Source organism: Stutzerimonas stutzeri (assembly GCF_024448935.1).
GTDB classification, from domain to species: Bacteria; Pseudomonadota; Gammaproteobacteria; order Pseudomonadales; family Pseudomonadaceae; genus Stutzerimonas; species Stutzerimonas stutzeri_AO.
In genome coordinates this window covers 1-26230 of sequence record NZ_JAMOIE010000072.1, presented here as the reverse complement: position 1 = coordinate 26230, position 26230 = coordinate 1, and the positions used below count along the sequence as shown (strand labels likewise).

The 26230-nt window shown below is 61.3% G+C and carries 27 protein-coding genes and 1 pseudogene; 16 read left to right on the top strand and 12 right to left on the bottom strand.

What is annotated here, in order from left to right:
• Positions 1–493 precede the first annotated feature (493 nt).
• A pseudogene (locus NA637_RS18155) lies at positions 494–895 on the bottom strand (transposase); the annotation flags it as partial.
• 122 nt (positions 896–1017) lie between these two features.
• Between NA637_RS18155 and NA637_RS18150 the strand changes: the two are divergent.
• Both NA637_RS18150 and NA637_RS18145 read left to right on the top strand, forming a co-directional pair.
• Positions 1018–2964, top strand: a complete 1947-nt coding sequence (locus NA637_RS18150) for a DNA topoisomerase III (RefSeq protein WP_256073709.1) — start codon at positions 1018–1020, stop codon at positions 2962–2964.
• 749 nt (positions 2965–3713) lie between these two features.
• Positions 3714–4658 (top strand): class I SAM-dependent methyltransferase, encoded by a 945-nt coding sequence (locus tag NA637_RS18145; RefSeq protein WP_256073708.1) that lies wholly within the window; start codon positions 3714–3716, stop codon positions 4656–4658.
• Positions 4659–4826: 168 nt separating this feature from the next.
• Here the strand turns inward: NA637_RS18145 and NA637_RS18140 are convergent, their stop codons facing one another.
• The 6 genes from NA637_RS18140 to NA637_RS18115 form a co-directional block, all read right to left on the bottom strand.
• On the bottom strand, positions 4827–6101 hold the full coding sequence (locus tag NA637_RS18140) for a hypothetical protein (RefSeq protein WP_256073707.1): 1275 nt from the start codon (positions 6099–6101) through the stop codon (positions 4827–4829).
• 50 nt (positions 6102–6151) lie between these two features.
• Positions 6152–6304: a hypothetical protein gene (locus tag NA637_RS25720; RefSeq protein ID WP_423836748.1), complete on the bottom strand. Its 153-nt coding sequence runs from the start codon at positions 6302–6304 to the stop codon at positions 6152–6154.
• A gap of 413 nt (positions 6305–6717) precedes the next feature.
• A complete protein-coding gene (locus NA637_RS18130; protein ID WP_256073704.1) occupies positions 6718–7554 on the bottom strand; it encodes a CsgG/HfaB family protein in 837 nt (278 codons plus the stop codon).
• Positions 7555–7575: 21 nt separating this feature from the next.
• Entirely contained in the window at positions 7576–8004 is a 429-nt protein-coding gene (locus NA637_RS18125) for a curli assembly protein CsgF (protein WP_256073703.1), read from the bottom strand.
• A complete protein-coding gene (gene csgE, locus NA637_RS18120; RefSeq protein ID WP_256073701.1) occupies positions 8001–8384 on the bottom strand; it encodes a curli production assembly/transport protein CsgE in 384 nt (127 codons plus the stop codon). The genes NA637_RS18125 and csgE overlap by 4 nt, the downstream gene beginning before the upstream one ends.
• The gene (locus NA637_RS18115) at positions 8381–9028 is read right to left on the bottom strand and encodes a helix-turn-helix transcriptional regulator (protein ID WP_256073699.1); all 648 of its coding nucleotides are present in this window, start codon (positions 9026–9028) and stop codon (positions 8381–8383) included. The genes csgE and NA637_RS18115 overlap by 4 nt, the downstream gene beginning before the upstream one ends.
• A 184-nt stretch (positions 9029–9212) precedes the next feature.
• On the opposite strand from NA637_RS18115, the gene NA637_RS18110 reads away from it, so the two are divergent.
• The 4 genes from NA637_RS18110 to NA637_RS18095 all read left to right on the top strand — a co-directional run bounded on the left by NA637_RS18110 (position 9213) and on the right by NA637_RS18095 (position 12002).
• Complete coding sequence (locus NA637_RS18110; RefSeq protein ID WP_423836747.1) at positions 9213–9476, top strand: hypothetical protein; 264 nt, start codon at positions 9213–9215, stop codon at positions 9474–9476.
• A gap of 178 nt (positions 9477–9654) precedes the next feature.
• The gene (locus tag NA637_RS18105; protein ID WP_256073698.1) at positions 9655–10119 is read left to right on the top strand and encodes a VOC family protein; all 465 of its coding nucleotides are present in this window, start codon (positions 9655–9657) and stop codon (positions 10117–10119) included.
• Positions 10119–10943, top strand: a complete 825-nt coding sequence (locus NA637_RS18100; RefSeq protein ID WP_256073697.1) for an aldo/keto reductase — start codon at positions 10119–10121, stop codon at positions 10941–10943. Before NA637_RS18105 ends, NA637_RS18100 begins: the two co-directional genes overlap by 1 nt.
• Before the next feature lie 84 nt (positions 10944–11027).
• On the top strand, positions 11028–12002 hold the full coding sequence (locus NA637_RS18095) for an SDR family oxidoreductase (protein WP_256073696.1): 975 nt from the start codon (positions 11028–11030) through the stop codon (positions 12000–12002).
• 26 nt (positions 12003–12028) lie between these two features.
• Here the strand turns inward: NA637_RS18095 and NA637_RS18090 are convergent, their stop codons facing one another.
• Positions 12029–12904 carry a DUF6279 family lipoprotein gene (locus tag NA637_RS18090; RefSeq protein ID WP_256073695.1) on the bottom strand — a complete coding sequence of 292 codons (876 nt, stop codon included), beginning with the start codon at positions 12902–12904 and terminating at the stop codon, positions 12029–12031.
• A 201-nt stretch (positions 12905–13105) separates the two neighbouring features.
• On the opposite strand from NA637_RS18090, the gene NA637_RS18085 reads away from it, so the two are divergent.
• Positions 13106–13297, top strand: a complete 192-nt coding sequence (locus tag NA637_RS18085) for a hypothetical protein (protein ID WP_256073694.1) — start codon at positions 13106–13108, stop codon at positions 13295–13297.
• 6 nt (positions 13298–13303) lie between these two features.
• On the opposite strand, the gene NA637_RS18080 is transcribed toward NA637_RS18085, so the two are convergent.
• The 4 genes from NA637_RS18080 to NA637_RS18065 all read right to left on the bottom strand — a co-directional run bounded on the left by NA637_RS18080 (position 13304) and on the right by NA637_RS18065 (position 15835).
• Positions 13304–13843, bottom strand: a complete 540-nt coding sequence (locus NA637_RS18080; RefSeq protein ID WP_256073693.1) for a hypothetical protein — start codon at positions 13841–13843, stop codon at positions 13304–13306.
• A gap of 80 nt (positions 13844–13923) precedes the next feature.
• The gene (locus NA637_RS18075) at positions 13924–14685 is read right to left on the bottom strand and encodes a substrate-binding periplasmic protein (RefSeq protein ID WP_256073692.1); all 762 of its coding nucleotides are present in this window, start codon (positions 14683–14685) and stop codon (positions 13924–13926) included.
• A 151-nt stretch (positions 14686–14836) separates the two neighbouring features.
• Positions 14837–15559, bottom strand: coding sequence for an RNA pseudouridine synthase (locus NA637_RS18070; RefSeq protein ID WP_256073691.1), 723 nt, complete (start codon positions 15557–15559; stop codon positions 14837–14839).
• A gap of 96 nt (positions 15560–15655) precedes the next feature.
• A complete protein-coding gene (locus NA637_RS18065; RefSeq protein ID WP_019342315.1) occupies positions 15656–15835 on the bottom strand; it encodes a hypothetical protein in 180 nt (59 codons plus the stop codon).
• Between the two features lie 474 nt (positions 15836–16309).
• Between NA637_RS18065 and NA637_RS18060 the strand changes: the two genes are divergently transcribed.
• The 9 genes from NA637_RS18060 to NA637_RS18020 all read left to right on the top strand — a co-directional run.
• Complete coding sequence (locus NA637_RS18060; protein ID WP_256073690.1) at positions 16310–17146, top strand: CvfB family protein; 837 nt, start codon at positions 16310–16312, stop codon at positions 17144–17146.
• Between the two features lie 577 nt (positions 17147–17723).
• Positions 17724–18893 (top strand): outer membrane beta-barrel protein, encoded by a 1170-nt coding sequence (locus tag NA637_RS18055; protein ID WP_256073688.1) that lies wholly within the window; start codon positions 17724–17726, stop codon positions 18891–18893.
• A 42-nt stretch (positions 18894–18935) separates the two neighbouring features.
• Positions 18936–19469: a polysaccharide biosynthesis/export family protein gene (locus NA637_RS18050; RefSeq protein ID WP_256073687.1), complete on the top strand. Its 534-nt coding sequence runs from the start codon at positions 18936–18938 to the stop codon at positions 19467–19469.
• Positions 19469–21670: a GumC family protein gene (locus NA637_RS18045; protein ID WP_256073686.1), complete on the top strand. Its 2202-nt coding sequence runs from the start codon at positions 19469–19471 to the stop codon at positions 21668–21670. The genes NA637_RS18050 and NA637_RS18045 overlap by 1 nt, the downstream gene beginning before the upstream one ends.
• 156 nt (positions 21671–21826) lie before the next feature.
• The gene (locus NA637_RS18040) at positions 21827–23173 is read left to right on the top strand and encodes a UDP-glucose dehydrogenase family protein (protein WP_256073685.1); all 1347 of its coding nucleotides are present in this window, start codon (positions 21827–21829) and stop codon (positions 23171–23173) included.
• A gap of 14 nt (positions 23174–23187) precedes the next feature.
• Entirely contained in the window at positions 23188–24576 is a 1389-nt protein-coding gene (locus NA637_RS18035) for a lipopolysaccharide biosynthesis protein (protein ID WP_256073684.1), read from the top strand.
• A 1-nt stretch (position 24577) separates the two neighbouring features.
• Entirely contained in the window at positions 24578–25807 is a 1230-nt protein-coding gene (locus NA637_RS18030) for a glycosyltransferase family 4 protein (RefSeq protein WP_256073683.1), read from the top strand.
• Positions 25804–25977: a hypothetical protein gene (locus tag NA637_RS18025; RefSeq protein ID WP_256073682.1), complete on the top strand. Its 174-nt coding sequence runs from the start codon at positions 25804–25806 to the stop codon at positions 25975–25977. Before NA637_RS18030 ends, NA637_RS18025 begins: the two co-directional genes overlap by 4 nt.
• A 1-nt stretch (position 25978) precedes the next feature.
• Positions 25979–26230, top strand: a 252-nt coding sequence (locus NA637_RS18020; RefSeq protein ID WP_256073681.1) for a GDP-mannose 4,6-dehydratase, incomplete at its 3' end; no start/stop codon positions are given.

Genomic DNA, 26230 nt, shown 5'->3' with positions numbered 1-26230 from the left:
GTCCTGCACACCCTGCGGGGAGATTAGCTGAACGGCAAGGGTGTCGCGGATGACTGCGAATCTGAAGCAAGCCGAAGGCAAAATTCTGGCTCGACGGGGTCGCCTAGCCGAACAGGAGCGGATAGAGGCGGCGTAGCGGGGTGAGGTAGCCATGATCGCCAAAGCCCGATACTTGCACGGAACGCTACGACGTAGATCCGACAGGCATAAGCAGGAAGGTCGCGCGAAATACCCTGGGCGATCCGCCCGCTTGCCATTGTGCTACCGATCGCTGAGAAGTGACGGGATGGATGAACAGACAGCCGAGGCCGCAGTAGTTGCTCGAAACCGGAGTGACGAAGGGCTGAACCTGCCATGAGCGGATACTCGGCTGTGATCGCTGTTAGGGTTTCGAATCTCTGTAGCTGACTAGCTTGTCCTCGCTCGACCCCGAATGACCGCTTGGGCGGGAGGTCGTTGTGACATTGTGATTAGCCATTCAGCACGCCCCCGTTAGTATCATCGCGCGACGAAAGCGATGCAGCATAGTCCAAGCTGTCTGATAGCTTCCAAGTCCCAGAATACGCTGCAAGCCCAAGGCGCTGACGCCATGTTTCTGATTGGTGATGTACCACGCAGCGGTCAACCATACCTTGAGTGGTGTTCTCGTTTTGTCAAAAATCGTTCCTGCGGTCACGCTGGCTTGGTGGCTGCATGCCTGACAAACCCGTCGGTTGCGACTGGTCTTCACAGGTGAACCAATCATCCCGCATTTTGGGCAAATGAACTGTTGTGGCCAGCGCAGTCGCTCCAGATAGTCGAGACAGGCGTCTTCGTTATGAAACCAATCCGTGAATTGGCTCCATGTCTGGGGATAGTCTTGCCCTGCAGCTGGAGGATCTCGATGCTCATTCATACGAGCATTTTGCCGCCCAAGGAGCTAAGTGGATAGCCCACATGCTCATACAGATAATTCTTGCCTGACGCGTTTTCGCTGCGCATGCTAGTCAGTATGGCAAACGACCCAGTGACGACGTGATGCGGCTGTTTCTCTGCGAAAAACCTTCTCAAGCCAAAGATATCGCCCAGGTGCTCGGCGCCACGCGGCGTGGCGATGGTTGCTGGCTTGGTGCTGGCGTCACCGTCACCTGGTGCATCGGCCATCTGCTGGAAACCGCGCCGCCGGACAGTTATGACGCGCGTTACAAGCGCTGGGTGCTGGCTGATCTGCCGATCGTGCCCGAGCGCTGGAAGATGCTGGTCAAGCCCAAGACCGCCAGCCAGTACAAGGCCGTGAAACGGCTGCTGGGCGAAGCCAGTGAACTGGTGATCGCCACCGACGCCGATCGCGAAGGCGAGATGATCGCTCGTGAGCTGGTCGAGCATTGCCGTTACCGAGGGCCGATCCAGCGGTTGTGGCTGTCGGCACTGGACGATGCCTCGATTCGCAAGGCGCTTGGCGGGCTGCGCGCGGGTGCCGAGACCTTCAACCTCTATCAGTCGGCGTTGGGGCGCTCCCGCGCCGATTGGCTGATCGGTATGAACATGAGCCGACTGTTCACCCTGCTCGGGCAACAGTCCGGCTACCAGGGTGTGCTGCCGGTGGGTCGAGTGCAGACGCCGACGCTGCGCCTGGTGGTCGACCGAGACCGCAGCATTGCGGACTTCGTGCCGCAGCCATTCTGGGCCATCGAGGTGCAGCTTTTGGGTGACGATCCGGTGCCCTTTACCGCGCAATGGCGCGCGCCGGAGGAGCACAGCGATGACCAGGGACGGTGTCTCGACCAGGCGCTGGCGCAGCGAGCGGCCGAGGCCATGCGCGCGGCTGGCTGCGCTCGGTTGCAACGGCTCAAGACCGAACGCCTGCGCGAAGCGGCGCCGTTGCCGTTCGATCTGGGCACCCTGCAGGAAATCTGCTCGAAGAAGCTCGGCCTGGGTGCTCAGGAAACGCTGGATATCGCCCAGGCGCTCTACGAAACCTACAAGCTCATCACCTATCCGCGCAGCGATTGCGGCTACCTGCCGTTGAGTCAGCACAGCGAAGCGCCGCACATTCTGGCCGCGTTGGCGCAGGCCGATCCATCCCTCGGCGAACTCGCGCCGCACCTCGAACCCCGACGCAAATCGCGCGCCTGGAACGACGCCAAGGTCGGCGCGCACCACGGCATCATCCCCACGGCGGCGGCTCGCGCCTTCGAACGGCTGATTGGCAAGCCGCGGGCGGTCTATACGTTGATCCGTGCCCGTTACCTGGCGCAGTTTCTGCCCGCGCATGAATACGATCGCACCCAGGCCGACCTCGACTGCGCCGGCCAGGCACTGCGGGCCGTCGGCAAGCAGATCGTCGAGCCGGGCTGGAAGCGCGCCTTGCCCGAGGCGCTGGCGGCCAATCGCGGGCGTGAGGCGCCAGGGCCGCAGACGCTGCCGTCGTTGCGTGAGGGGCAGACATGCCCGATCGGCGATCTCATATTCAAGGACCTCTGGACGCAGCCGCCCAAGCCGTTCACCGAAGGTGATCTGATCAAGGCGATGAAGAACGTCGCCAAGCTGGTGGACGATCCCAAGCTGAAACAGAAGCTCAAGGACACCACCGGTATCGGTACGGAGGCGACGCGCGCAGGGATCATTCAGGGCCTGCTCGATCGTGGCTATCTGACCAAACAGGGCAAGGCACTGGCGGCCACACCAGCGGCGTTCAGCCTGATCGATGCAGTGCCGCGCGCCATTGCCGACCCCGGCACCACGGCGATCTGGGAACAGGCACTGGACATGGTGCAAAGCGGCGAAATGAGCCTGGACGAATTCGTCAGCAAGCAATCGGCGTGGATGAGCAAGCAGGTCGAGCGCTGTAAGGGGGTTCGCCTGACCCTCAGCGGGCCCGTCGCGCCAGCCGGTCGCGGCGCACCCTGGAAAAAGCGCAAGGGTGCTGGCCGCAAAGCCGCACCCAGGACGCGCCGCGCTGCGACATCACCGAGCCCCGCATGACGGTCTGCTATCCGGCAAACCAGGTCTGCAAGAGGTAGCAGCATGGTCAGCGCCACGGCGATCAGCGTGCAGAGCGCGGCGGCCAGCAACAAGTGAACGTGGCTGGCGCTGAGTTTGGGGCAGGCGCGAGCGGAGCTGGCTGGCAGAGAGGAACATCAACACGACGCTTGCCGGGAAGCCCAGGTTCAAGTTGGCGGCGAGCCAGGTCGCCGGGATCGGATTGCCGATGACGGCACCTGCCACGCCGGCAACCTCCAGGTCAGGAACAACGTGGCGCGGATCACTGCCAGCGATGCCCAGTTGTCCTGTTCACCTTCGGTGGCATAGGCCTCGTCACCCAACATGTGGGCGAGGAGCGCGCGTAGCCCCAGGTTCGCGGCAGCCGTGAGGTCGATACATAGACGATTGGCAGGTAGCGACTGTTGATCGAAGCGCTGAGCAGCAACATGGTGATGAACCCGGCGCCGGAACTGGCCAACGGCGGCACGGCAAACTGACCGCTGCCGGTGAACCCCGGCAGGCCTACCAGGGCGTCGCGAAGGGGCGGTATGTGGTGGCTTCCATCTGTCGCTGTCCTTGATGGCTCGAAGGGTGCGCTCATCGCACCGGGCCGAACAGTTTAGACCGGGCGCTTCGTCGCTGTCTCGGCTGCGGCAGCCAGCAAGCGAGAGTCCGCCTGGTTGTCCATCGCCCCAGCAGGTGTGGCCGTTGGCGTTTGGAATGTGCGCGCCTTTTCGAGACGATTGAACATGCAACCTGAAGCCCTCGTGACCCTCCAGCAGCACCTCAGCCAAGCCTTGTCCCAGGTGCCGGGCGAAGCCCGCCGGCTCTTTCATGGGCGCGGGCGCTGCTGGGCTGGGCTCGAGCACGTCACGGTGGATTGGCTGCAGGGCGTGGTGCTGGCTTCACTGTTCCGGGAGCCGGCTGCCGATGAACTGGAGGCGCTGATCGGGATGCTGTCGGCGTTGACCGAGGCACAGCCTTGGCAATCGAGCGGGGCGCATACGCTGTTGGTGCAGCACCGCTACCTGCCCGACAGCCATATGCAGTCGCTGCTTGGAGAGTCGCCCGAGGAGTGGGTGGTCATCGAGGATGGCCTTCGCTACAAGCTCGACCTGGGCATCAAACAGAACAATGGGCTGTTTCTCGACATGCGCAACGGCCGGCGCTGGGTCCGCCAGCAGGCGGGCGGCAAGCGTGTACTCAACCTGTTCGCTTACACCTGCGGGTTCTCCGTGGCGGCTATCGCCGGCGGCGCCGAGCATGTGGTCAACCTGGACATGGCGCGTGCGGCGCTGAGCCGTGGCCGCGATAACCATCGGCTCAACGAGCATGACCTGAGTCGGGTCAGCTTTCTTGGCCACGAGCTGTTCAAGTCCTGGGGTAAGGTGAAGAAGACCGGCCCTTACGATCTGGTCATCATCGACCCGCCGTCCTTGCAGAAGGGCAGCTTTGCGCTGAGCCGCGACTACCAGAAGATCCTCAAACGTCTGCCCGAGTTGCTCACCGAAAGCGGGACGGTGCTGGCCTGCATCAATGACCCGGACACCGGTCCGGATTTCCTCATTCAGGGCATGGCGGCCGAAGCGCCGGAACTGGTGTTTCACAAGCGCCTGGAGAACCCGCCGGAGTTCCCCGACATCAGCGCCGACAGTGGTCTCAAGGCTTTGGTTTTCGGTCGTCGCTCGTCTTAGTCACAGCGGTCCGAGTCCAGGGCTGGAGCAGTGCCAACAGACAGACAGGCCTTGGCGCTGGCGTCCTGGTGTGGCGAATAGCTCCGGTGGCGCCTATAGCCGGATTAGACGATGTGAGATGGAAACGAAACTGCCGGCACACGGCCGGCAGTCTTGGCTGCTGCGATGTCAGTGCTGGCTGACGATCGCCATGTTGTTGAGGCCTGCCTGGCTGATCAACGCGGTGTTGCCGATACCGCTCTGCATGAGATCTGCAGTGTGGTTGCTACCGCTCTGCACGAGCGTAGCGGCATGGCTCTGGCCGTTCTGGACCAGGTCTGCCTCGTTGAAGTAACCGTTCTGGCTGACGCTGGCCATGTTGAAATCACCGTCCTGGTCGATGTCGACGTTGTTGTTGACACCCGTGATGGCGCCGGTGATGCGGTTGCTGTCACCTTCCTGATACGCCGCCAGGATGTTGCCGACGTCCGACTGGGTGAAGTTCAGCTCGTTGTATTTGCCTTGCTGCCCGACTTCGGCTTGGTTATAGCTGCCGTACTGGTCAGTCTTGGCGATCTGGCCGCGTCCGTTCTGGTCGATTGCGGCTGCGTTATCGACGCCAGTCTGGTTAGCGGTAGCTGTGTTGCCATTGCCGCGCTGATCCAGGCTTGCCTTGTTCAGGTTGCCCTGCTGATACAGGAACCCGTTCTGATTGTTGCCGCGCTGGTCGACATTCACCCTGTTGTATTTGCCGCCTGAGTAGCTGTAGGCCTCTTGACTGCGTCCGGTCTGATACACATCGGCGTTGTTCTCCGTACCGATTTGCTCAACCTCGGCTACCGAGCCATTGCTCCAGGTCTGCATCACCTCAGCCCTGTTCTGGTCACCCAGCTGATCGACCAGGGCGCGATTACCGGAGCTCAGAGTCTGGCGAAGGGTAGCCTCGTTGAGGTTGCCGTCCTGATACAGCGAACTCTTGCTGCCATTGACTGCGTACTGGTAGCTGGTCGCTGAGTTGCCGTTGCCTTCCTGCTTGGTGAACGCTTCGGCGCCATAACTGGCGCCCTGCTCAGTATTGGCAGTGTTGTCCTGGCCGCGCTGGCGCTGTTCGGCGCTGCTGCCCCAGGTGCCGCTCTGGCTGACGCTGGCTTGATTCGAGTGCCCGTACTGCCATTGCACGGAGCTGCTGTTGATGGCCAGGGTCTGGTTGACGTCTGCCTCATTGAAGCTGGCGGTCTGGGTTTGCAGGGCAGAAGCGGACGAGGAGCCAGTCTGCTCGACCATCGCGTCGTTGCCCCAGCCGCTCTGCACTTGTTTGGCCGCGTTGGAGCTGCCGTAGCTCTGGATGACCTCGGCGATATTGTTGACGCCGTTCTGGCGTTGTTCGGACGTGTGATCGGCCGCCATAGCCTGAGCGGCAGCGACGGTCAGCAGGGTGGCTACCAGGGGTTTGATCTTGAACATTGTTGTATCTCCATGAAATGTTTTCAGCGGTACTTCCTGGTGGTGCTTTTTTAGCGGTACTGGCGGACCAGTACGCTCAGACCCAGGCCATGCTGCATGACGCTGCTGCTATGCCCAGTGCCGGTCTGTTCGATCTGCGCGTCGTTGCACGCGCCGTACTGTTCAATGCGGGCCTGGTTGTAGCTGCCCGACTGAACAATCAATCCCTGGTCATGGCTATCGTGCTGTTCGATGGATGCTTCGAGCGCATAGCCGCTCTGGAGGATCAGGGCTTCCAGTGCATGGCCCGTCTGACTGACGTTCCCGCCCAGGCTGTCCCCGGCCTGGGCGAGGAGCGCCAGGTAGCGGATTGGGGTGACTTTCGGTTTGTGTCGGCGCGATTGCGTTAGGCCGGCTGGAGGCGATCTCGTCAGACGCCGGATCAAGCGGGTTTGGAAGGCTCGTGGCCAGCAGGGCAGGGCTGCCTGGTGCCGTGAAGAGCAGCGGCGGCAGCACTACTCTGCAGGCAATCCTTTGCGCGTCGATCATCAGTCATCCCTGGTTAAGTCGCGGTAGGTCATCCTGACCCAAGCCGCGATCTGGAAAATCCATCGAACGGCTGAAACCGCTTCGTTTACTACGGATTGGCTGTCGTGCCGAAATATTTGGCCAATTGAGCGTTGACCGCCGGGGAGCTGTCTGCGGTCTGCCACAGGCGCCGGTCGACGCCTTGGGCGATGAGGTGTGCAACCGCCGCCTCTATCGCTGACAGCACGCAAAGCTGCGCCGGCTCGTTGGTGGTATAGCCGGCCTCGGCTTCGAGCAGTTCCTTGAATTCGATGAACTTGTAGACGTTGGCGCTGCGTCCGATGGAATAGATGGTCTTGGTGGTCATTACGTTGGACAGCACCTGGCCGCTGCGTACGTCGATGGCGCGCAGGTTGACCGTGACCTGATCGACCCGATATTCCTGCGATACCCCGATACCCAGATAACGAGCACCTTGCCCACCACTGCGCACGTTGGTTTCATAGGCGACGATGGCGCCTTCCATGATGATGTTGGCGGCCAGCAGCGACGGCAGTTCGGATTGGATGTTCGGCGCTACATCCGGTTTGGCTTGTGATGCACGAATGATCTTGCGCTCGGTCAGCACGTTCTGCAGACCTTCACGCTCGAGCACGATGAACCAGCCGCTCGCCTGCATGGCGTCGACCAGCATGCTCGCTGCGCCCTGGGTTACCGCTGTGGAAAAGGAACTGGCCGGGCTGGGCTTGTATTGCCCGGTCTGGTCGCGAAAGCCATAGACCGCCGCTACCAGCGGGCCTCGAGGGCGAGGCAGCTCAAGCAGGTCCTGATAGGTCGAAGTGCGCGGTGTCAGTGTTGGGGTTTCCTGGTCGGCCGACATCGGCTCGCGTACCGCGCAGCCCTGTAGAATGGCCATCATCCCGATGGCTACGAATAGGCTTCTCATGGCCTTTGCTCTCCCTGCGAGTTAATTGATGGCTGCGGCGCCGTAGCCATTGACGACAATTTCGGAAACTTCGCCGGTCAACCTATCGGTGATTTGCACTGTCAGGTTGCCGTCGAGGTTTACAACGTTTACGAGGAAATCATCGGTTTCCAGCGAGCCACCGTTCGGATCGTCTAGCGTGTTGAGCAGGTTGGACAGGAGTCGCGACTCGAGCTGGCTGGAGAAACGGTCAAGCGCCGAGGTGCCGGCCAGCGAGCCGCGATCGAAGGCATCCGGATCTTTCTTGTCATTCTGCGCCTGGGCATTGCCCAGTAGCCAAGCACCGTTGAGGGGGCTGCCGCCAAACGACGGATTCACCGGGGTGTACACCAGTTCGGTGGCACTGAGGCCCGAGCTAAGCAGCAATCCGGCCAGGAAGGCGCCGGTGATTTTTTGTTGTGGCCGGTTCATAACTCATCCTTCGCGAGGTCAATGGTGTCTTCGAATAGGGCTTCGACTTTCCTACGGTTTATCTCTTGCAGCACGAAATCCGCCGCTTCATAGGCGGTCTGTTCCATGTCACTGACGTTCGGTTGCAGAAAGCGCCGATACAGCGCTTGGTTGTTCTGCTCCACCCAGACCAGAATCCCCCGGCGGGCCGAGGGGCGCTCTTTGACGGCCAGGTTGAAATCCAATGCGCTGGTGTCGTTGAGACGTTCACAAAACTTGCGGTAGAACTCCTGGCCGGAGCGGGAAACCGTATTGTTGGTGATGAATCCCTTGAGTTCGGCCTCGGCGGCACAGGCCTGAATGCTGAGCATCAGCATCAGGCCCAGGCAGGCCGCCCTCATGTTCCGGCTTCGCCGACATGCCCCAACACGAGCGATGCGCCCTGTGCGCGGTTGGAGGCACCCAACTTGCCCAGGGCGTTATGGATATGACTCTTGATGGTGTGGGTGCTCAGGTGCAGGGACTCGGCGATTTCGGAATTCGAAAGACCTTTGCCGGCAAGTGCCAGGATCTGCTTTTCCCGTACCGACAGGTCGTCGATGGAACGCGAGGCGTGAGTGAGTTGGCGGTAGCGACCCAGCAACTTTTCCATCAGCGCACGGGGCAGCCAATCGCCTCCGTCGAGCATCACGCTGACGCCGCGGCTGAAATTGGCGCGGCTGGTGTTCGGGTAGAACACGCCCTTGATCCACGGATGTTGTACCAGCAGGCCGCGCGCCCGGTCGGCTTGGGCATTGACCAGCGCGGTTGGGGTGTCGCGCAGCTGCCGGAGCAGACGCAGACAATCAGCTTCCGTGAAGCTGCCAACGTCGAGCAGGACCAGGTCCGCGTCGTTTACGCCTGGACGCAATGCGCTGCTGCGCGTCAGACGCAGCTGTGGACCACCGAGGAGGTGCTGATGCAGCAAGCCGTCCAGCAATTCGCTATTGGACAGCAGGACAAGACGAGAAGAGGCGGCGGCCGCAGGGGATGATTCATCGAACATATGCATATCCTTTGCAGAAATGACTAGAGAGCGCCCTTGATCCTTGTCGGGAATGGCGCTTTGACATCGCGGGGGAAACGATACTTTAGAGCGATGACAAAAAAAAGTCATTGTGGCGAAACAGTGACTGTTTTCCGACGAACCGCAACACGCTAGTGATCGCGGGGAGATGGCAGACAGACGCATGCTGGGCTACATGTATGTGTCTTTTTTTGGCGGACAACAGGAGCCGTCGATGTCCGAGCCAAGGTTCTGGCTGGTGTTTTTCTCGGCCGCATTGGCGCTGAATCTCTGGCCAGGGCCAGATCTGTTGCTCGTGCTGTCGAGCAGCCTGTCCGGCGGGCGCCGGGGCGGGGTGGCCTCAGTGTACGGTGCTGGTGGCGGTGGTGTGGAATGCGCCTCCTGGCGGCTCGGGCGAGTTCGGCGCTGCGTGGCAACCGTCGCTTGAGTCAACGGATCGACCGTGTGCTCGGCTCGGTCTTGATCGGTTTGAGGATTCGTCTCGGCTTGGCTGAGCGCACTTAAGAGTTCAGACCCATGTATGGGAACGTCAGTCGCGGTTTCGGTCTGAAGGGTATGCGGTACGCTGTTTACAGGCGCAGCCGCGGCAACCGAAAGGAGCGCTCATGTCTCTGTACAGCAAGAACACCACCTCCAACCTGATTCCCTGTCTGCGCTACCGGGATGTGCCCGCGGCGCTGAAATGGCTTTGCCAGGTTTTCGATTTCGAGCAGCAGCGCGTAGTCGAAGACGCGCAAGTCGGGGTCATTCACGCCCAGCTCAGTTTCGGCAGCGGCATGTTGATGCTGGGGCCGGTGGCCGATTCGGACTACGGCCGCCAGGTCAGGCAGCCGGACGAGGTGGGTGGCGTCTCTACCCAAAGCATCTATGTGATCGTCAACAGCGCCGACGCGCTCTATACCAAGGCCAAGGCCGCCGGCGCGGCGATCGTTGTCGAGCTGAAGGACGAGGACTATGGCGGTCGTGGTTTCAGTTGCCGTGACCTTGAGGGGCATCTGTGGAGCTTCGGCACCTACGATCCGTGGGCCGAGCCGGTTGCCGAGCAGAACGCGTTGCGGGGGAACTGTTGATGCGACACCTCAAATTCACCGACGGCGCGAGCGTTTCCGTAGTGGGGCAAGGCACCTGGCACATGGGCGAGAACCCGGCCGAGCGCCGCAATGAGGTAGCCGCCCTGCAACTGGGCATCGAGCTGGGCATGACGCTGATCGATAGCGCAGAGATGTACGCCGAAGGCGGCGCTGAAGAGGTGGTCGGCGAGGCGATCCGCAATCGCCGCGATCAGGTCTTTCTGGTCAGCAAGGTCTATCCGCACAACGCCAGCCGCAAAGGCGTGCCCGAAGCCTGTGAGCGTAGTCTGCGGCGGCTGGGCACCGAGTGCATCGACCTGTATCTGCTGCATTGGCGCGGGCAGTATCCGCTGGCGGAAACGGTCGAGGCGTTCGAGCGGTTGCAAGAGGCGGGCAAGATTCGCCATTGGGGTGTATCCAACCTGGATCTGGACGACATGCGCGAGCTGGATGCGCCAGGCTGTGCTGTCGACCAGGTGCTCTACAACCCGCAGGAGCGGGGCATCGAGTTCGATCTGCTGCCCTGGTGCCAGGCGCTGGGGATGCCCGTCATGGCCTACTGTCCGTTGGGGCAGGGTGGGGATCTGTTGCGCCACCCGACGATGCTGGAAGTGGCCCAGCGGCATGGCGCAGAGCCCGCCCAGATTGCACTGGCATGGGCGCTGCGTCAGCCCAACGTGCTGGTGATCCCAAAGTCATCAAACCCGGCCCATCTTCGAGCAAACGCCAGCGCGGCGGAATTGACGTTGCACGCCGACGACCTGGCCCTGCTCGACGAGGCCTTTGCGCCCCCGTCGCGTCCACGCCCATTGCAGATGGTCTGAAATCCGCTTGCTGGACGAGGCGGGGGAATGTTTGCCTCGCGGTAGCTGTCAGCTTATGACTGACAGCAAACCGGAGCAGCGAACATGAGCGAGTCCAGACTCGACGGCGTGGTGGTGGTCATCACTGGCGCCTCCAGCGGCATCGGCCGCGCAGCAGCACAGGCGTTTGCGCGCGAGCAGGCCCGAGTGGTTCTGGCAGCGCGCGACGAGGAAGCGTTGCACGAAGTGGCCAATGAATGCCGCGCTTTGGGGGCCGAGGCGCTGGTGGTGCCGACCGACGTGACGCTCAGCGATTCGGTCGAGCAACTGGCCAGCGCGGCGGCCGAGTTTGGCCGCGGCCGTATCGATATCTGGATCAATAACGCCGGGGTCGGTGCTGTCGGGGCCTTCGACGAGACGCCAATGGATGCGCACGAGCAGGTCGTGCAGACGGATCTGATCGGTTATCTGCGCGGGGCGCATGTCGTCCTGCCGTATTTCAAACAGCAGCACGGCGGCGTGCTGATCAATACGCAGTCGGTGGGTAGCTGGGTGCCGCAGCCTTACGCGGTAGCGTACTCGGCGAGCAAATTCGGGCTGCGCGGGTTTTCCCATGCGCTGCGTGGCGAGCTGGCGCAGTGGCCGGGCATTCATGTCTGTGATGTGTATCCTTCGATGGTGGATACCCCCGGTTTCCGGGACGGCGGCAATTTCGCCGGTCGCTCGCTGCGGCCGCCACTCCCACTGTGCGATCCCCGCCAGGTGGCCGATGCGATGGTCAGTCTCGCCCTGCATCCGCGGCATACGAGATCGGTCGGCCTGACGGCGACGCTGCTTCGTTTCGCCCATTTCTTAACGCCGGGCTTCGACCGCTTGTCCGGCCTGCTGACCGGCGCTGCCTTGGGCCGCGCCGACCGTGTCGCGCCGTCCTCGGGCAACCTGTTCCATCCGGCGTTGGGCGAGCGTCGAATCGATGGTGGCTGGCGCAGTGATGAAAAGCGGCAGCGCGGCTTGCTGCTCGCCGGTGGTATTGCCGCAGCGGGGGTAGTCGGGCTGCTACTGGCTCGTCGGCGCCGTTAGTGTTTCATCGTGCCGGCGGCGGCTGGTCAGCGAGTCGCCGGCAGGCAATCCAGCGAGCCGAGATCGCGCCTGATGTTCTGCAGGCGCTCATCGAGATGACGACGCTGGGTCGCGTCGGCCATGTCGTACAGGTCGATGACCAAATCGATCGTGGCCTGTTCGACGGCCGGGAAGGCGGCGCGATAGGGCGCTGTCCAATAGACCTCAGGGTCTTGAAACAGCCGGGCGATGCGTTCGTCAAAATTTGCCTGTTCCCGGTTGCGAACGGCGTCGACCAGCGAGCGCTGCCACTGGGCGCGGTTGTCGAGCCAGAGCTGATTCTGCCCGCTAAGCGCTCTAGCCCACTCGTGGATGCGTTGGCGTTGAGCGGCGCTGGCTTTGCCTAGCCATTGCTCGACGCGTTCTTGCATGCGGTCGGCTCGCTTACGGATCTGCTGGTCCAGCGGTGGTTCCAGGTATTTCTTCTCGCGCTCCTGGCGGTCTTTCTCAAACTGTTCGTCCAGTGCACGCACCTGCCTGTCATCAAGGTCGCGAAGCAGTTGAACGGTGGTCGGGGTGATTTCCAGCGCGATCGTCTGAATCGCCTCTTGGGCGTTCCTGTAGTGTGCTCGTAGCGCGGACTCATTCAGCGAGCCCCGGCGAACCTGAGCCTGCAAGCGCTTGATGAGATCCAGATAGCCAGGCAGCTGGGTACGGCAGTGCCAGCTGATGTGCTCGCGCAGCTGCGCACGAAAGCGCGTCTGCTGGTCACGGTTCATGTCCAGGTAATCGTTGAGCCACCAGGGGATCAGCAAATCCAGGTTTCGGTAGGCCAGATTCATGCGGCTGCAGCCGGACAGCACGACGGCAAACGCCAGCAGGACCAGAATCGATTTACGCCCAAGCACCTGCCTGATCTGCATTGCAGTCCTCGTCTGGTTGTCGTCTGGATATCGGAACGGGTTTCGGTTGCGTTGTTCTGTAGAGCCGCAAGTACCTCGTCAGTTCGAGGCGAAACAGCAACGGCTTGTTTCTGCGAGAAAACGCTGGCGGTTGTGGTCCTAATTCAACAGAGCGCCGCAAGCGCGACGCTCGGAAGCTGACAGCAAATAGCGGAGGTGAACATGCAACGCACGATCAAGCATCTGACCGGAGATGAAGTACCTCAGGGTTGGCGACCGACCTGGGTCACCTGTTGGGTGGTCGAGATCGATGGGCAAACGATTGCCGGCCCGTACGCCACCGAAGCGCAAGCGCAGGCAGTGTTGGACGGGGAGCAAGACCCCAAGGTCTCGCAGACACCTACGCCACAGTGATGGCCGTCAGAGGCATTGATTGGCGCAGGGATCGCCTCTTTCCGGGAGCGGCGGAGGCGGCTTGACGAGCTGGGAAATCAGCTCCAAGGCTTTCTCGAACGAAGGATAGCCGCTCTGCGCAACGTCCAGCCCGGCATAGGCCTGGCGATATTCTTCGGCCTTGACGGCGTTGCGCTCATCCAGCAGGTAGGGTTCGTGGTAGATTTTGTATAGCAGCGCTACGGCGTGCGGGTGGCCCTTGGCGCTGGCCTGTTCGAGCAGGCGCAGGACCTGTTCCGGTTGTGGGCCCTGACGGATCAACAGCAGCGCCTGGTAGAATTCGGTCTCGCCTCGTTCATCGAGGCGTGCACTACGCTTGAGCAGCGCCTCGGCGAGTTCATAGCCGTCTTCGTCGCCGATGGAAATGAGAATCTTGGCCTGCAGCAAATCGTTCTGATAGAGCAGCCGTTCTGCACGGCAACTGTCGTCGCTGCGATGTTGGTCAGATGGCTGAGAGGCGCAGCCGCCCAGCACAACGAGCAGTCCGATCACCAGTGCGTTCTTCATGCTGCCTTGTTCCCGCTATTAATTGGTGTGTCAGCGCGTGTTCTGACCCGCGTATGGCATACGTAACTGTTCAGCCTGTTTTACTGCGTAGTGGCAATGGGCTGCAGTCCGTAATGGAACAGAAGGATCTGCCACTCGGGGTTCTCTGGCAAGCGCTCCACGAATCGGTCGAAATACTGGGTGACGGCCTGGTCAAGCGCATCGGCGACCCATAGATGTCGAGTGAACCGGTACAGCGGCGTGTTCGAGACGTACAGATCCCGAAGTTTTTTCTCTTTACGGTAGTAGAGCAGGGTGGAGCGCGGAATCAACACAGTGTCGATGCGACCTGAGAGCAGCTTCTCGAGGTTTTGCAGGTCGCCTTGGGCGTCCTGGCGCTTGATTGCAGCGCTGGCGATATCCGCTTCGAGCCCTTCGTATCGGTGACCGAGCACGCCTCCCAAAACAAGGTTGTGTAGCGATTCGGGGTGTTCATACTCAAAGGGGGCGTCAGGCAACGAAACAAAGTCCTGTTGATCGATCAGTAGCGGCCCCGACCATTTGCCCTTGGCGGCTTGCTCGGCCGTGAAGAAGTTTGGAGTGGCCCAGAGCAAAACGCCAGGTCGCTCTCGTGCTAGCCGTATATCGACGCGCTTGCGCGGCAATTGGATCAGCTCGAAGCGAAAGCGCTGGTTGTTAGCGGCGTCGTTGTTGAGCAGGGCGACGAAGGCATGCGAAAGCCCCTCGCCGTCTTCAACAATGAATGGTGGTGAAAAATGATACGTCCACACCTCGACTCGTTGTTGAGCCCCGCAGACCGAGGGCACTAAAACGAACGTCAGCAACAGGACGAATCTGTGCATGATGAACCTGTATCTTGGCATGGCGAAACGCGGCAATCAGGGCCCGGCGCGACAGCCGGCAGCTGGTTTTGTATCCGCTGTCACTGGCATCAGCATAGTCCAGCGGTCGCAAGGTGCGAGCCGTCAGGGTTATGCAAGAGACGTTGCCAGGCTAGAAGCGTTCATGCTCGCCGAGAAAGCGCCACTCTCCGAGCGGCAGCCTGGCCATCGACAGGCGGCCGATCCGTATCCGCTTGCAGCTGAGCATCTCCAGGCCGATGGCTTCGCAGAGCTGACGCAGCTCGCCGGCCTGCGGATTCTTAAGCACGACGCGCAGGCGGGTCTCGTTCTGCCAACTGGCCTTCGCCTTGGGCAGAACCCTGCCACGATGGCCGATCCCTTTGCCCAGCAACGCCAGGCCGCCTTCCTCCGGTTCGCCAGCGACCTCGACGACGTACTCCTGCTCTAGCATGTCGCGTGGATCGGTCAGTTTGCGGATCACCTCGCGTTGCTGGCTGAATACCACCAGCCCGCTGACGTCCTGCTCCAGCGGCAGCAGGGCGGTCTGGCGTGCGTAATGGCGCTCGCGGGGTGCCAGGCGCGAGCCGTCGCCGCTCCAATGGCCGGCCTCGGCAAGTTGCTTCAGCACGTCGGCAGGTTCTGCAGCGGTGGGCTGGCCGGCGGGTTTGTGCAACAGCAGCGTGACCGGTGGCTGCTCAGTCGCCGTGGCGCCGGGCAGCAGTTCGATGCGTTGCTCGCCCACCTTGAAATAGGGCGTTTCGATGATGTGCCCGTCGACGCTGACCCAGCCTCCCTCGATATACAGCTCGGCCTCGCGCCGGGAACAGCCGATCTGCTCGGCGAGGCGTTTGGACAAGCGTATCGGGTCGGTCATGGCGGGCTCGGGTGCTTCGGAAGGAAAAACCTGGCGAGCCACTGCAAACAGCTAAAAGCAGTGGGGGCTCGCTTACTAGGTTAGGTGTTGCGGAGATTACTTCTTGCTGATGGTGATCTGGCGCGAAGGGCCTTGGGTCTGGCCGCTGACCCCGTTGGGGATCTTCTGAACTTCGCCGCCGGCCTTGAGAAAGGCTGCCATCTGGCTGGCGAGCGATTCGCTGGTTTCGCTGGCGGGTTCGGGTTTGCGCTTGGCGGTAGTGGTCTTGGAGGCCATCGTCATCTGGTTCCTTTAGTCAGTCGAACCGGACATTATACAGATCCGGCTGATTTGTTGTTCGATTTTTTGCCGGCCTGGAAAGCGGCGTGCGTTCCTGCTTTGCACGGATTCACCCGGCTCGTTGCCGTTGCGCTTGCCTGGCGACGAAAGATGGACAGCGGGTGCGGTAGCAGGCAACGTCGCGACCACCGAGCCATCTGGCGTCATCCGCGCCTATAACGCAGCGTTGGCGGGCACGGTTGCCAGCGGGATGGCCAGGCAACGCCGATGACCTGTCGGAGCCGCTCGGGCGTCAGATGGTCGTGGTCGTTGCCGGCGGTAACGGGTCGCTCGGTACCAAGGCCGGGGATTCGGTTATCGCCTTTCGCACTGCCGCGATAACGGTGTTGCCGCGTGCGCGCCGCCGCGGTGCGCACGCGGCAAGCGGGTGGCCTGCTAGAATCGCTGCCTTCGACCCAGAGGAATCGTCACATGGCCGCTATCGGGCGCTTCAACAGCCTGCAAATCGTCAAGCACACCGGTTTCGGCCTTTATCTGGATGGCGGTCCGGATGGCGAGATCCTGCTGCCCAACCGCTACATTCCGAAAAACACACCGACGGAGGTCGATGATTGGCTGAACGTCTTCATCTACCTCGACAGTGAAGACAAGCTCATCGCGACCACCGAGGAACCCAAGGTGCAAGTCGGCGAATTCGCAAGCCTCAAGGTCGTCGAGATCAACCGGATCGGGCTGTTTCTCGACTGGGGGCTGCCCAAGGATCTGCTACTGCCCCACTCTGAAGAAAAGCGACCGCTCAACGAGGGCGACTATTGTGTGGTTCACGTCTACCTCGACAAGCACACCCGTCGCATTACCGCCACCGCGCGGTTGGACCGTTTCCTGGACAAGACGCCCGCGCGCTACAAGGTTGGCGAAGCCGTTGACCTGTTGGTAGTGGAGCCCACCGACCTCGGGCACAAGGCGATCATCGACGGCAAACACTGGGGCCTGATCCACAAGAACGAGGCCTTCAAGTTCCTGCCTGGCGGCATCCGCGACAAGGGCTACATCAAGGAAGTCCGCGCGGACGGCAAGATCAGCCTGAGCCTTCAGCCGGTGGGCAGCGAGGCGGGTGATGCATTGCAGGCGCTGATTTTGCAGAAGCTGCAGGAAAACCAGGGCAGCCTGCCGGTCAGCGACAAGACCGCCGCAGACGAAATCGCACGCCTGTTCGGCGTCAGCAAGGGCAACTTCAAGAAAGCCATCGGTGGCCTGTACAGGCAGGGGCGCATCGTTATCCATCCCGATCGTATCGAGCGCGCCTGAGCGGGTCGGGCGACAGCGTCGCCCGCCCTTGGCATCGCTGCGGTTCGCAATGTGTCTGTTCGACGCCGGATGGCGAGTGGATGCATCGGCTCGCTGCCCCTGGGGCGAGAGTTGTAGCGTCTCGTGTCTCGTCCAGCTGATCGAGGTCGTTGCAGCCCTGTCTTGTCCCTTCAAGCGGCGGCTGTTGACCGCTGATCCTCGGCTGGTCTTATTCAGGCTCACGACACGGAATTCGCCGCCCTTACGCTGCCGCGCTAATAAAAGACCTAAGCCAACGTTACGTTTCGCCATCGCTCGATCCCATGATGGAGCGCCGAGCGAGGCTTGCTTGTGGGCGAGCGGTCACCGGATGTTCCGTTACAGGTGCCGTGCCTGGGGCGGCGGCGTGTCTGGATGGCTGTATCGGGGCCGTTGCTAGAGAGAAACGGTTGACGACCGAAAAGGGGCCCGCTGATCGAATGTGCAACTGTCGGGGATATTTGCGGTCTGTTGCGTGTCTATGCCTCCTCACAGCAGCCAGGCGACGCAGCAAGAGGGCGGGTATGCACGACAATTTATCTCCGAGAAGGGATTCTATATGAGGAAGATCACGCTTCCATGCTTAACGCTGCTGTGTCTTGCAGCTACCCAGACCTGGGCGCAGAGCGAGCAAGAGCCCCGTTACATTCAGCTGGGTGGGTTCGAGTTCACCCCGACGCTGGTGGTGCGAGAAAGTTATGACGACAACTATCGCGGCCTGTCGGACAACGAACAGGCGTCTTGGGTTACCGGGATTAATCCAACGTTCGTGCTGGGGACAGGTAATCGCAACAGCGAATACGAACTCGAATACTCGTTCAACAGCGACATCTTCCATTCGGATTCCGAAGCCAGCAACACCGACCACCATTTGCGGCTCAGAAGCGCCATGGAATTCACCTCCCGGCATCGCCTGACCTGGGGCCTTGCCTATCACCGTGTGGAAGAGACCGCCGACACCGAAGACGCTACCGAGAACGACAAGTACAGCACCGCCGTCGCCCAGGCAGCTTATCGTTTCGGTGCCCGCACTGCTCGCAATCAGCTGGAGTTCGGCACGCACTACGAGCAGCGTCGCTATCACAACAGCGGCAACATCAATGCGTCGGAAGAACGCGACAGCCTGATGTTCAACTCCATCTGGTTCCATCGGCTGGGTTCCAGGACCCGTTCGCTGGTCGAGGTTCGGCACACCGATCACGACTACAAGCTTTCCACTGCCCTGCGCGACAGCACCAACGTGGCATTGCTTGGCGGTGCTACCTGGGACGCGACCTCGAAGACCTCCGGCACGTTCAAGCTGGGCGCCGAGCGCAAGGACTTCGACAGCAATCGGCGTGAGGACTTCACCAGCCCCATGTGGGAAGTCGGTGTCACCTACAAGCCGCGTAGCTATTCGGCGTTCACCATCAATTCTCGCCGCGCCTTCGACGAAGGCGATGACGGGGCCAGCACCATCAACGACTGGACCACTATCGCCTCTTGGGATCACGAGTGGACGTCGCGGATCTCGACCGAGCTGCTCTACCGCTTCTCCGACCGCGAGTACGAGTACGAGAGGATCAACCGGGATGACGAACGCACGGGCTATGGCGCCGGCGTCACCTGGTCGCCTGACCGCTGGATCGACGTGACCCTGTCATACCTCAGAACTGAAAACGACTCCAGCTTTAGCTCGGAGACCTACGACCGTAACGTTTATCTGCTGAGTTTCGCCCTGAGCCTCTGAGCCCGGGTAGAACGTTGACCAGTGCCTAAGGAGGAGCCGCCGATGCGCATCCAGAACATGTTCAAACTCTTTTCACTGCTGCTGATGCTGGCGTTCAGCGCCGTCGCCGCCGCTGCGCAATACCAGTTGGGCTCGGGCGATGTCATTCGCATCAGTGTGCATGGCGAGCCGGACCTGACCTTCGACGAGATCCGTCTGACTGACGCCGGCACGTTCACCTTCCCCTTCATTGGCGAGGTAGATGCCGATGGCAAGACACCGGGCGAAGTTCGCAATTTACTGGTCGAGAAGCTGAAGGATGGCTATCTGATCGACCCCCGTGTGTCGGTATCGGTTGCCAACTACCGCGAGTTCTACATCGCGGGGGAGGTAAAGCTTCCAGGCGGTTATCCCTTCCAGCCCGGCCTGACGCTCGATCGCGCCATAGCGCTGGCGGGCGGTCTGACCGAGCGTGCCTCGACCAAACGCATGACCATCGTGCGCGGCTCGCAAGGCAGCCGCGAGGAAGAGAAAGCCACCATGAATACCCTGGTTCGCCCTGGCGACACGATCAACATCGATGAAGGATTCTTCTGATGAACAGCCCAGTTCGCCCGGATCGACCATGGCAGCGCCCCGTAGGGCCCGCAACCGATAGCGATTTCATAGACCTGAAGAAGATCTGGCATGCAATCTGGTCGCGCAAGTGGGGAATCATCCTGCTCGTTGCGGTCGTTGCGCTATTAACCCTGTTCCTGCTGTCGCGCATGACGCCGATCTACAAGGCTGTCGCTACGGTGCTCATCGAGACCAAGGGGACACCGGTTCTGTCGTTCCAGCCGGCAGCCGATACCCCCGTCGAACTCAGCGAGTATCTGCAGACGCAGCTCAGCCTGATGCAAAGCCGTGGCGTTGCCGAGCGTGTCGTGCGCGACCTGAATCTGACCGAGCACCCCGAGTTCGATCTGCGGCAGCAGCCGGGCCCGCTGGTTGATATCGGTGGTTTCATCGATACGCTGACGGGCGAAGAACCCGAGCCGATCACTGAAGCGCAGGTCATGGATTACGCCACGCAGAAGTTCAGGGAGCGCACTTCGGTCTGGGTTGAAGGCAAGAGCCAGCTGGTCTACCTTGCAGTATCCATGGCCGACAACCTGACTGCTGCACAGGCCACCAACCGGTTGGCGCAGGCCTATATCGAAGCGCAGCTGGAAGCCAAGGTCGACATGTCGATGACGGCGGCCAGCTGGATGAACGAGCGCCTGGTTTCCCTGCGTGAGAACTTGCAAGCCTCGGAAGATCGCCTGCAGGCCTATCTCGACGCGGAAGGGCTGGTCGACCTCAATGGCGTGGGCACCATCAGCGCCAATGAGCTGTCGCTCACCGGTGATCGCATGATCGATGCACGTCGCCAGCGTGCCGAGGCCGAAAGCCAGTACCGCCAGGTCCAGTCCATGCGCAGCCAGGGTTGGGAGCGTCTGGCCAGCGTACCGGCTGTTCTGGGGCATCCGCTGATCCAGCAGTTCAAGGCTGACCAGGCCCATGCCCGTTCGCGCGTCGAAGATCTTTCGCGGCGCTACGGTAATCGTCACCCGGCGATGGTTTCGGCTCGGTCGGACCTGAATGCCGCTACGGCCAGCCTGAAACAGCAGGTCGAGCAGGTCGTCGCCAGCATCGAGCGCAACTATCAGTTGGCCGTTGCCAACGAGAGTTCATTGAGGGCATCTTTCGACGAGAACAAGGACCGGATTCAGGACATCTCCCGCAAAGAGTTCAAGGTGCGTGATCTTCAGCGTCAGGTCGAAAGTGACCGCGCGCTCTACGACACCTTCATGACTCGCCTGCAGGAAACCACCGCGACCTCCGACCTGAGTTCGACCAATGCTCGCGTGGTCGATGCGGCCATCCCGCCAACCGAACCCGGCGCGCCGAACAAGAAGCTGATTCTGGTGGTGGCGTTGTTTCTGGCGCTGGTGCTGGGTATTGCTCAGGCGATCATCCGCGAAATCCTCGACAACACTTTCAAGAGCTCCGAAGAGGTCGAGACCAAGCTGGGCCTGCCGGTGATGGGTATCATTCCGCAGGTGCCGCGCAAGCTGCGCAAGGAAGTCAGCCATCTGTTCGAGCGCAGCGGCGACAAGCGTTTCTGTGAAGCGGTACGAACCATCCGTACCAACCTGCTGCTGACCGAGGCCAGCCAGCCTCGGCAAGTGCTGGTGATTACCTCGACCGCGCCGGGTGAAGGCAAGAGCTCGGTCTCCGCCAACCTCGCGTTCGCCATGGGGCAGCTGCATCGCGTGCTGCTGATCGACGCCGATCTGCGTCGCGCAACCCTCGACAAGGCGTTCGATTTCAAGCCGGGCACGCCTGGCCTGGTCAATCTGATCGGTGGCAACGCCAAGCTTGAGGACTGCATTCACACGGTCGGCAATGTGGACATGATCGCCGCCGGTGCGGTGCCATCCAATCCGTTGGAACTGCTGTCTTCGCCGCGCTTCGCCAAACTGCTTGAAGTGGTCAAGGGCCGGTACGACCGCATTATCATCGATTCGCCGCCGAGCCAGGCGGTCAGCGATGCCGCCGTGCTCTCGACGCTCGCCGACGCGGTGATCTATGTCGTCAAGTCCGACAGCACGCTGATACCTCACGTGCAGAAAGGCGTGAGCCAGCTGCAGAACAGCAACGCGCCGGTCACTGGCGTGGTGCTCAACCACGTCGATATCGAGAAAGCCAAGAAGAACGGTCAGTTCCGTGGCTACTACGACCATTACGGATACAGCGAGCCACAAACGGTGTGATCCGGCTCGTTTGATCCTTTACCAGGGCGTGTCCAGTCATGCGATTGGCCCGCCCCGGATTGAATGTCTGCCCAAGCAAGAAAATTGCGCCAACGGCCACCGGAAAGGGTCGCGCCGAGGCACGCCTGTATCAATGTCTGAATCGAGGATCCTGCTATGAATATCACCGTCGTTGGAAGCGGCTACGTCGGGTTGGTTACCGGAGCCTGTATCGCGGAGATGGGTAACACGGTCTACTGCGTCGACATCGACACGACCAAGATCGACAACCTGAAGCAGGGCATTTTGCCGATCTACGAGCCGGGCCTGGAAGAGATCGTCACCGAAAACCATCAGTCTGGCCGTTTGCATTTCACCACCTCGCTGTCCGAGGCGGTCGAGCAATCCGAGGTGTTCTTTATCGCGGTTGGCACTCCGCCGGGCGAAGATGGTTCGGCTGACCTACGCTACGTGCTGGAAGTCGCCAAGCAGATCGGTGACATGTTGACTGCTGCGGCAATCGTGGTGAACAAGTCAACCGTGCCGGTGGGCACGGCGGACCTGGTGCGCGCAGCGATCACCGAGCGGCTCGAGGCGCGTGGCGTCGATATCGAATTTTCGGTCGTCTCGAACCCCGAGTTCCTCAAGGAAGGTGCCGCGGTCAATGACTTCATGCACCCGGACCGCATCGTTATCGGTGCTGACAACGAGCACGCCCGCCAGGTAATGAGCGCACTCTACGCGCCCTTTATCCGCAATCGCCCGCGCACCATCTTCATGGGGATTCGCGACGCGGAGATGACCAAGTACGCCGCCAATGCGATGCTCGCCACCAAGATTTCCTTCATGAACGAGATTGCCAGCCTGTGCGAGCGTCTCGACGTGGACGTCGAGAACGTGCGCCTGGGCATCGGCTCGGACGAGCGCATCGGCTACCACTTTATTTATGCCGGCTGCGGCTATGGCGGCTCCTGCTTCCCGAAAGACGTCAAGGCGCTGATCAACATTGCCCATCAGAACGACTTCGAGCCCAAGCTGCTGCAGGCGGTTGAATCGCGCAACGACCAGCAGAAGCATTCGCTGTTCAACAAGCTGTCCACCCACTTCAAAGGCGACCTGAACGGCCGCACCTTCGCGGTCTGGGGGCTGGCATTCAAACCTGGTACCGACGACATGCGCGAGGCGCCAAGCGTCGTACTGATCAACAGCCTGATCAATGCCGGCGCCAAGGTCCGCGCATTCGACCCGGTCGCCCACGAAACGGCCCGTCGCGAATTCCCCGAGAGCTGGTTCACCGACGGCCTTTTGCAGATCGTCGAAGGCCAATACGAAGCGGCCATCGATGCTGACGCGCTGTGTCTGGTCACCGAATGGAAGCCGTTCCGCCGTCCCGATTTCCGTGCGCTCAAGAAGCTGTTGAAGACACCGCTGATCATCGACGGGCGTAACCAGTACGACCGCGAGCAGGTCAAGCGTGAAGGCTTCAGCTATTACGGCATTGGCCGTCAGCCGGTTCACGCCTGAGCGAGGGCCTGCGAGTGAGCGCCATCGATCAGTCCAGCATGCGGCGCGCTTCGTCTCCGCTGAGGGAGCGTCTGGCCGCACTGCTGCACGCGAGCATGCGCAGCAAGCTGCTGCGCAATATCCTGACCGTGGTGACCGGCACCGCCGGTGCGCAGGCAATCACCCTGGCCTTCATGCCGGTGATCACGCGCATTTACGGTCCGGAAGCGTACGGGGTACTCGGCACCTTTCTCAGCGTCACCATGATGTTGATCCCGGTCGCTGCGCTGACCTATCCCATCGCGATCGTGCTGCCCAAGCGCGATGGCGATGCGCGGGGGTTGGTGCGGCTGGGGTTGGCCATCGCGTTATCGCTGTCCATCGTCGTGGCCCTTGGGCTGCTGTTGTTCGGCGACCAGCTGGCTACAGCGCTGGAGATCGAGATCATCCAGCCGTACCTGATGCTCATCCCGTTCGTGATGTTCTGTGGCGCGGCGCTCGAGATCTGTCAGCAGTGGCTGTTCCGCACCCAGCGCTTCCGTATCACGGCGAGCGTGGCGGTGGGGCACTCGTTGCTGTTCAATTCGATGCGGACCGTGGCCGGTCTGGTGCAGTCGTCTGCGCTGGTGCTGGTCTGCACCACCGCTCTGCAACAAGCGCTGCACGCCGCGATGTTGGGGCTGGCGATGCTGCGGGCCAAGCCTCATGCGGACAATCATGTGGATGAAGTCGAGCAGGGCCGCCCTGGCATGCTCGAGCTGGCTCGCAGGCACAGCGATTTCCCCCGGTTTCGTGCGCCGGTGATGTTGATCAATGCCGTGTCGCAGCATTTGCCGACGCTGGTGCTCGCCGCCTATTTCGGCCCGGCGGCTGCCGGTTTCTTCGCCCTGTGCAAGCAGGCGTTGACCATGCCGACCAACCTGATCGGCAAGTCGGTCGCTGACGTCTACTACCCGCGAATCAGCCGCGCCATCGATGACCGCGAGCCGGTCGCGGCGATGCTGCTGAAGGCAACCGCCGCACTGGGTCTGGTCGGCTTGGTGCCGTTTTCCCTGGTGGCCGTGTTCGGCCCATGGCTGTTTGCACTGGTGTTCGGTGAACAGTGGCATGTGGCTGGCGAATACGCCCGCTGGCTGGCCCTGGCCGAGTACGTGATCTTCGTCTCGCGCCCGTGCGTGGTCGCGGTTCCGGCACTGTCGCTGCAAGCCCGTTTCCTGCTGTTCGAGATCTTCAGCACCAGCTTGCGTGTGCTTTCGCTGTTCGGTGGCGCGCTGTTGATCGGCACCGCGCTGGCCACCGTTCAGGCCTTCGCCGTCGCCAGCATCGTCATCTATTCGTCGCTGATGCTGATCGTGTTGATTGCGTCGCGCAGGTGGTATGCGGCTCAGCAGAACGTGCAGCATCCAGAAGAGAGTTTCGATTGATATGAAAGTATTACATGTGGTCGCTGGCGAATTGACCGGCGGCGCCGCGCGCGGTGCGTACTGGCTGCATCAGGGATTACGATCGCTGGGTGTGGATTCCCGCGTCTACACCAATAGTCAGGAAACCCACGGCGACACCTCGGTGGTGTCCGTCAGCCGCAGCAAAAAAGACAAAATCATCAGCATCGCCAGAAGCCAGGCCGATCAAGCGTTCGCCAGCGTTTATCCCAAGCGCCAGTCGGGCATGTTCAGCGCCGGCGTCATGGGCGCCGATTTCACAGACAGCGCCGAGTGTCGCGAGGCGGACGTGGTGCATCTGCACTGGGTCAATGGTGGCTTCGTCGACACGAAGCATCTCGCCAAGCTGCGTAAGCCGATTGTCTGGACCATGCGTGACATGTGGCCAATGACCGGCGGCTGCCATTACGCCATGGGCTGCGAAAAATTCACCACGGGCTGCGGCAGTTGCGATCAGCTGGGTAGCCAATCCGACAACGACCTGTCGCGCTTCGTGCTCAACCGCAAGCGCAAGTACCTGCCCGAATCGATGAAGATGATTGGCATCAGCGACTGGGTGTCCGAACAGGCCAGGCAGAGCCTGCTGTTCCGCGACTTCGATGTACGCACCATCCACAACAATGTGGATGCCAGCGAATTCTTCCCGCTGGACAAGGCCCTTGCCCGGCAATTGCTGGGTCTGACCAGCGAGAAAAAGATCATCCTCACCGGCTGCACCAGCGCCAAAGACACCTACAAGGGCTTCGGCAAATATCTGGAGATGCTTACGCACCTGGATCCGGCCAAGTACCACCTGTGCTTTTTTGGCAAGTTGGACCAGTCCATGGCCGACGCCTTGGGCTTCGACTACACCTCGTTCGGCTACCTGCACGACAGCATCTCGCTGCGCCTGCTGTATTCGGCGGCGGATGTGTTCATCGCACCGAGCCTGATGGAGGCGTTCGGAAAGACCCTCGCCGAATCGATGGGCTGTGGCACCCCGGTGGTCTGCTTCGACGCCACCGGCCCGAAAGACATCGTGACTCACCAGCACGACGGCTATAAGGCGGCACCCTTCGAAGCCCAGGGTTTAGCCGAGGGCGTCGAGTGGGTCACGGGCGAGGCGGACTATCGACAGCTCGCGGCCAATGCGAGAGAAAAGATCGTCAGCACCTTCGACAGTCCGGTCATCGCCCGCCAATACCAGGCGCTGTACGAGGAAATGCTCGCATGAACGGTCCGTTCGTCCGCGCCGGGCATTGCGGTAACGCCCCGTTAACGTCAACGGCCAACTATCGACTCAATCAGCTGCAAGGCGGGACAGAGCGCTTGCTCGCCGCTGCGCTGTCTGCCCAGCATCAACTCGATACCCCTCTTGTCATCTGGAACCTACAGGTACTCTGAAATGGAAAAGAAACGCGCGCTGATCACCGGAATTACTGGCCAGGACGGTTCCTATCTCGCTGAGTTTCTGCTGGAAAAGGGCTACGAGGTACACGGAATCAAACGCCGTGCGTCGTCGTTCAATACGCAGCGGGTCGACCACATCTATCAGGACCGTCACGTTGAAGACCAGAACTTCGTGCTGCACTACGGCGACCTGACCGACTCGTCGAACCTGACCCGCATCATCCAGGAAGTCCAGCCGGACGAGGTT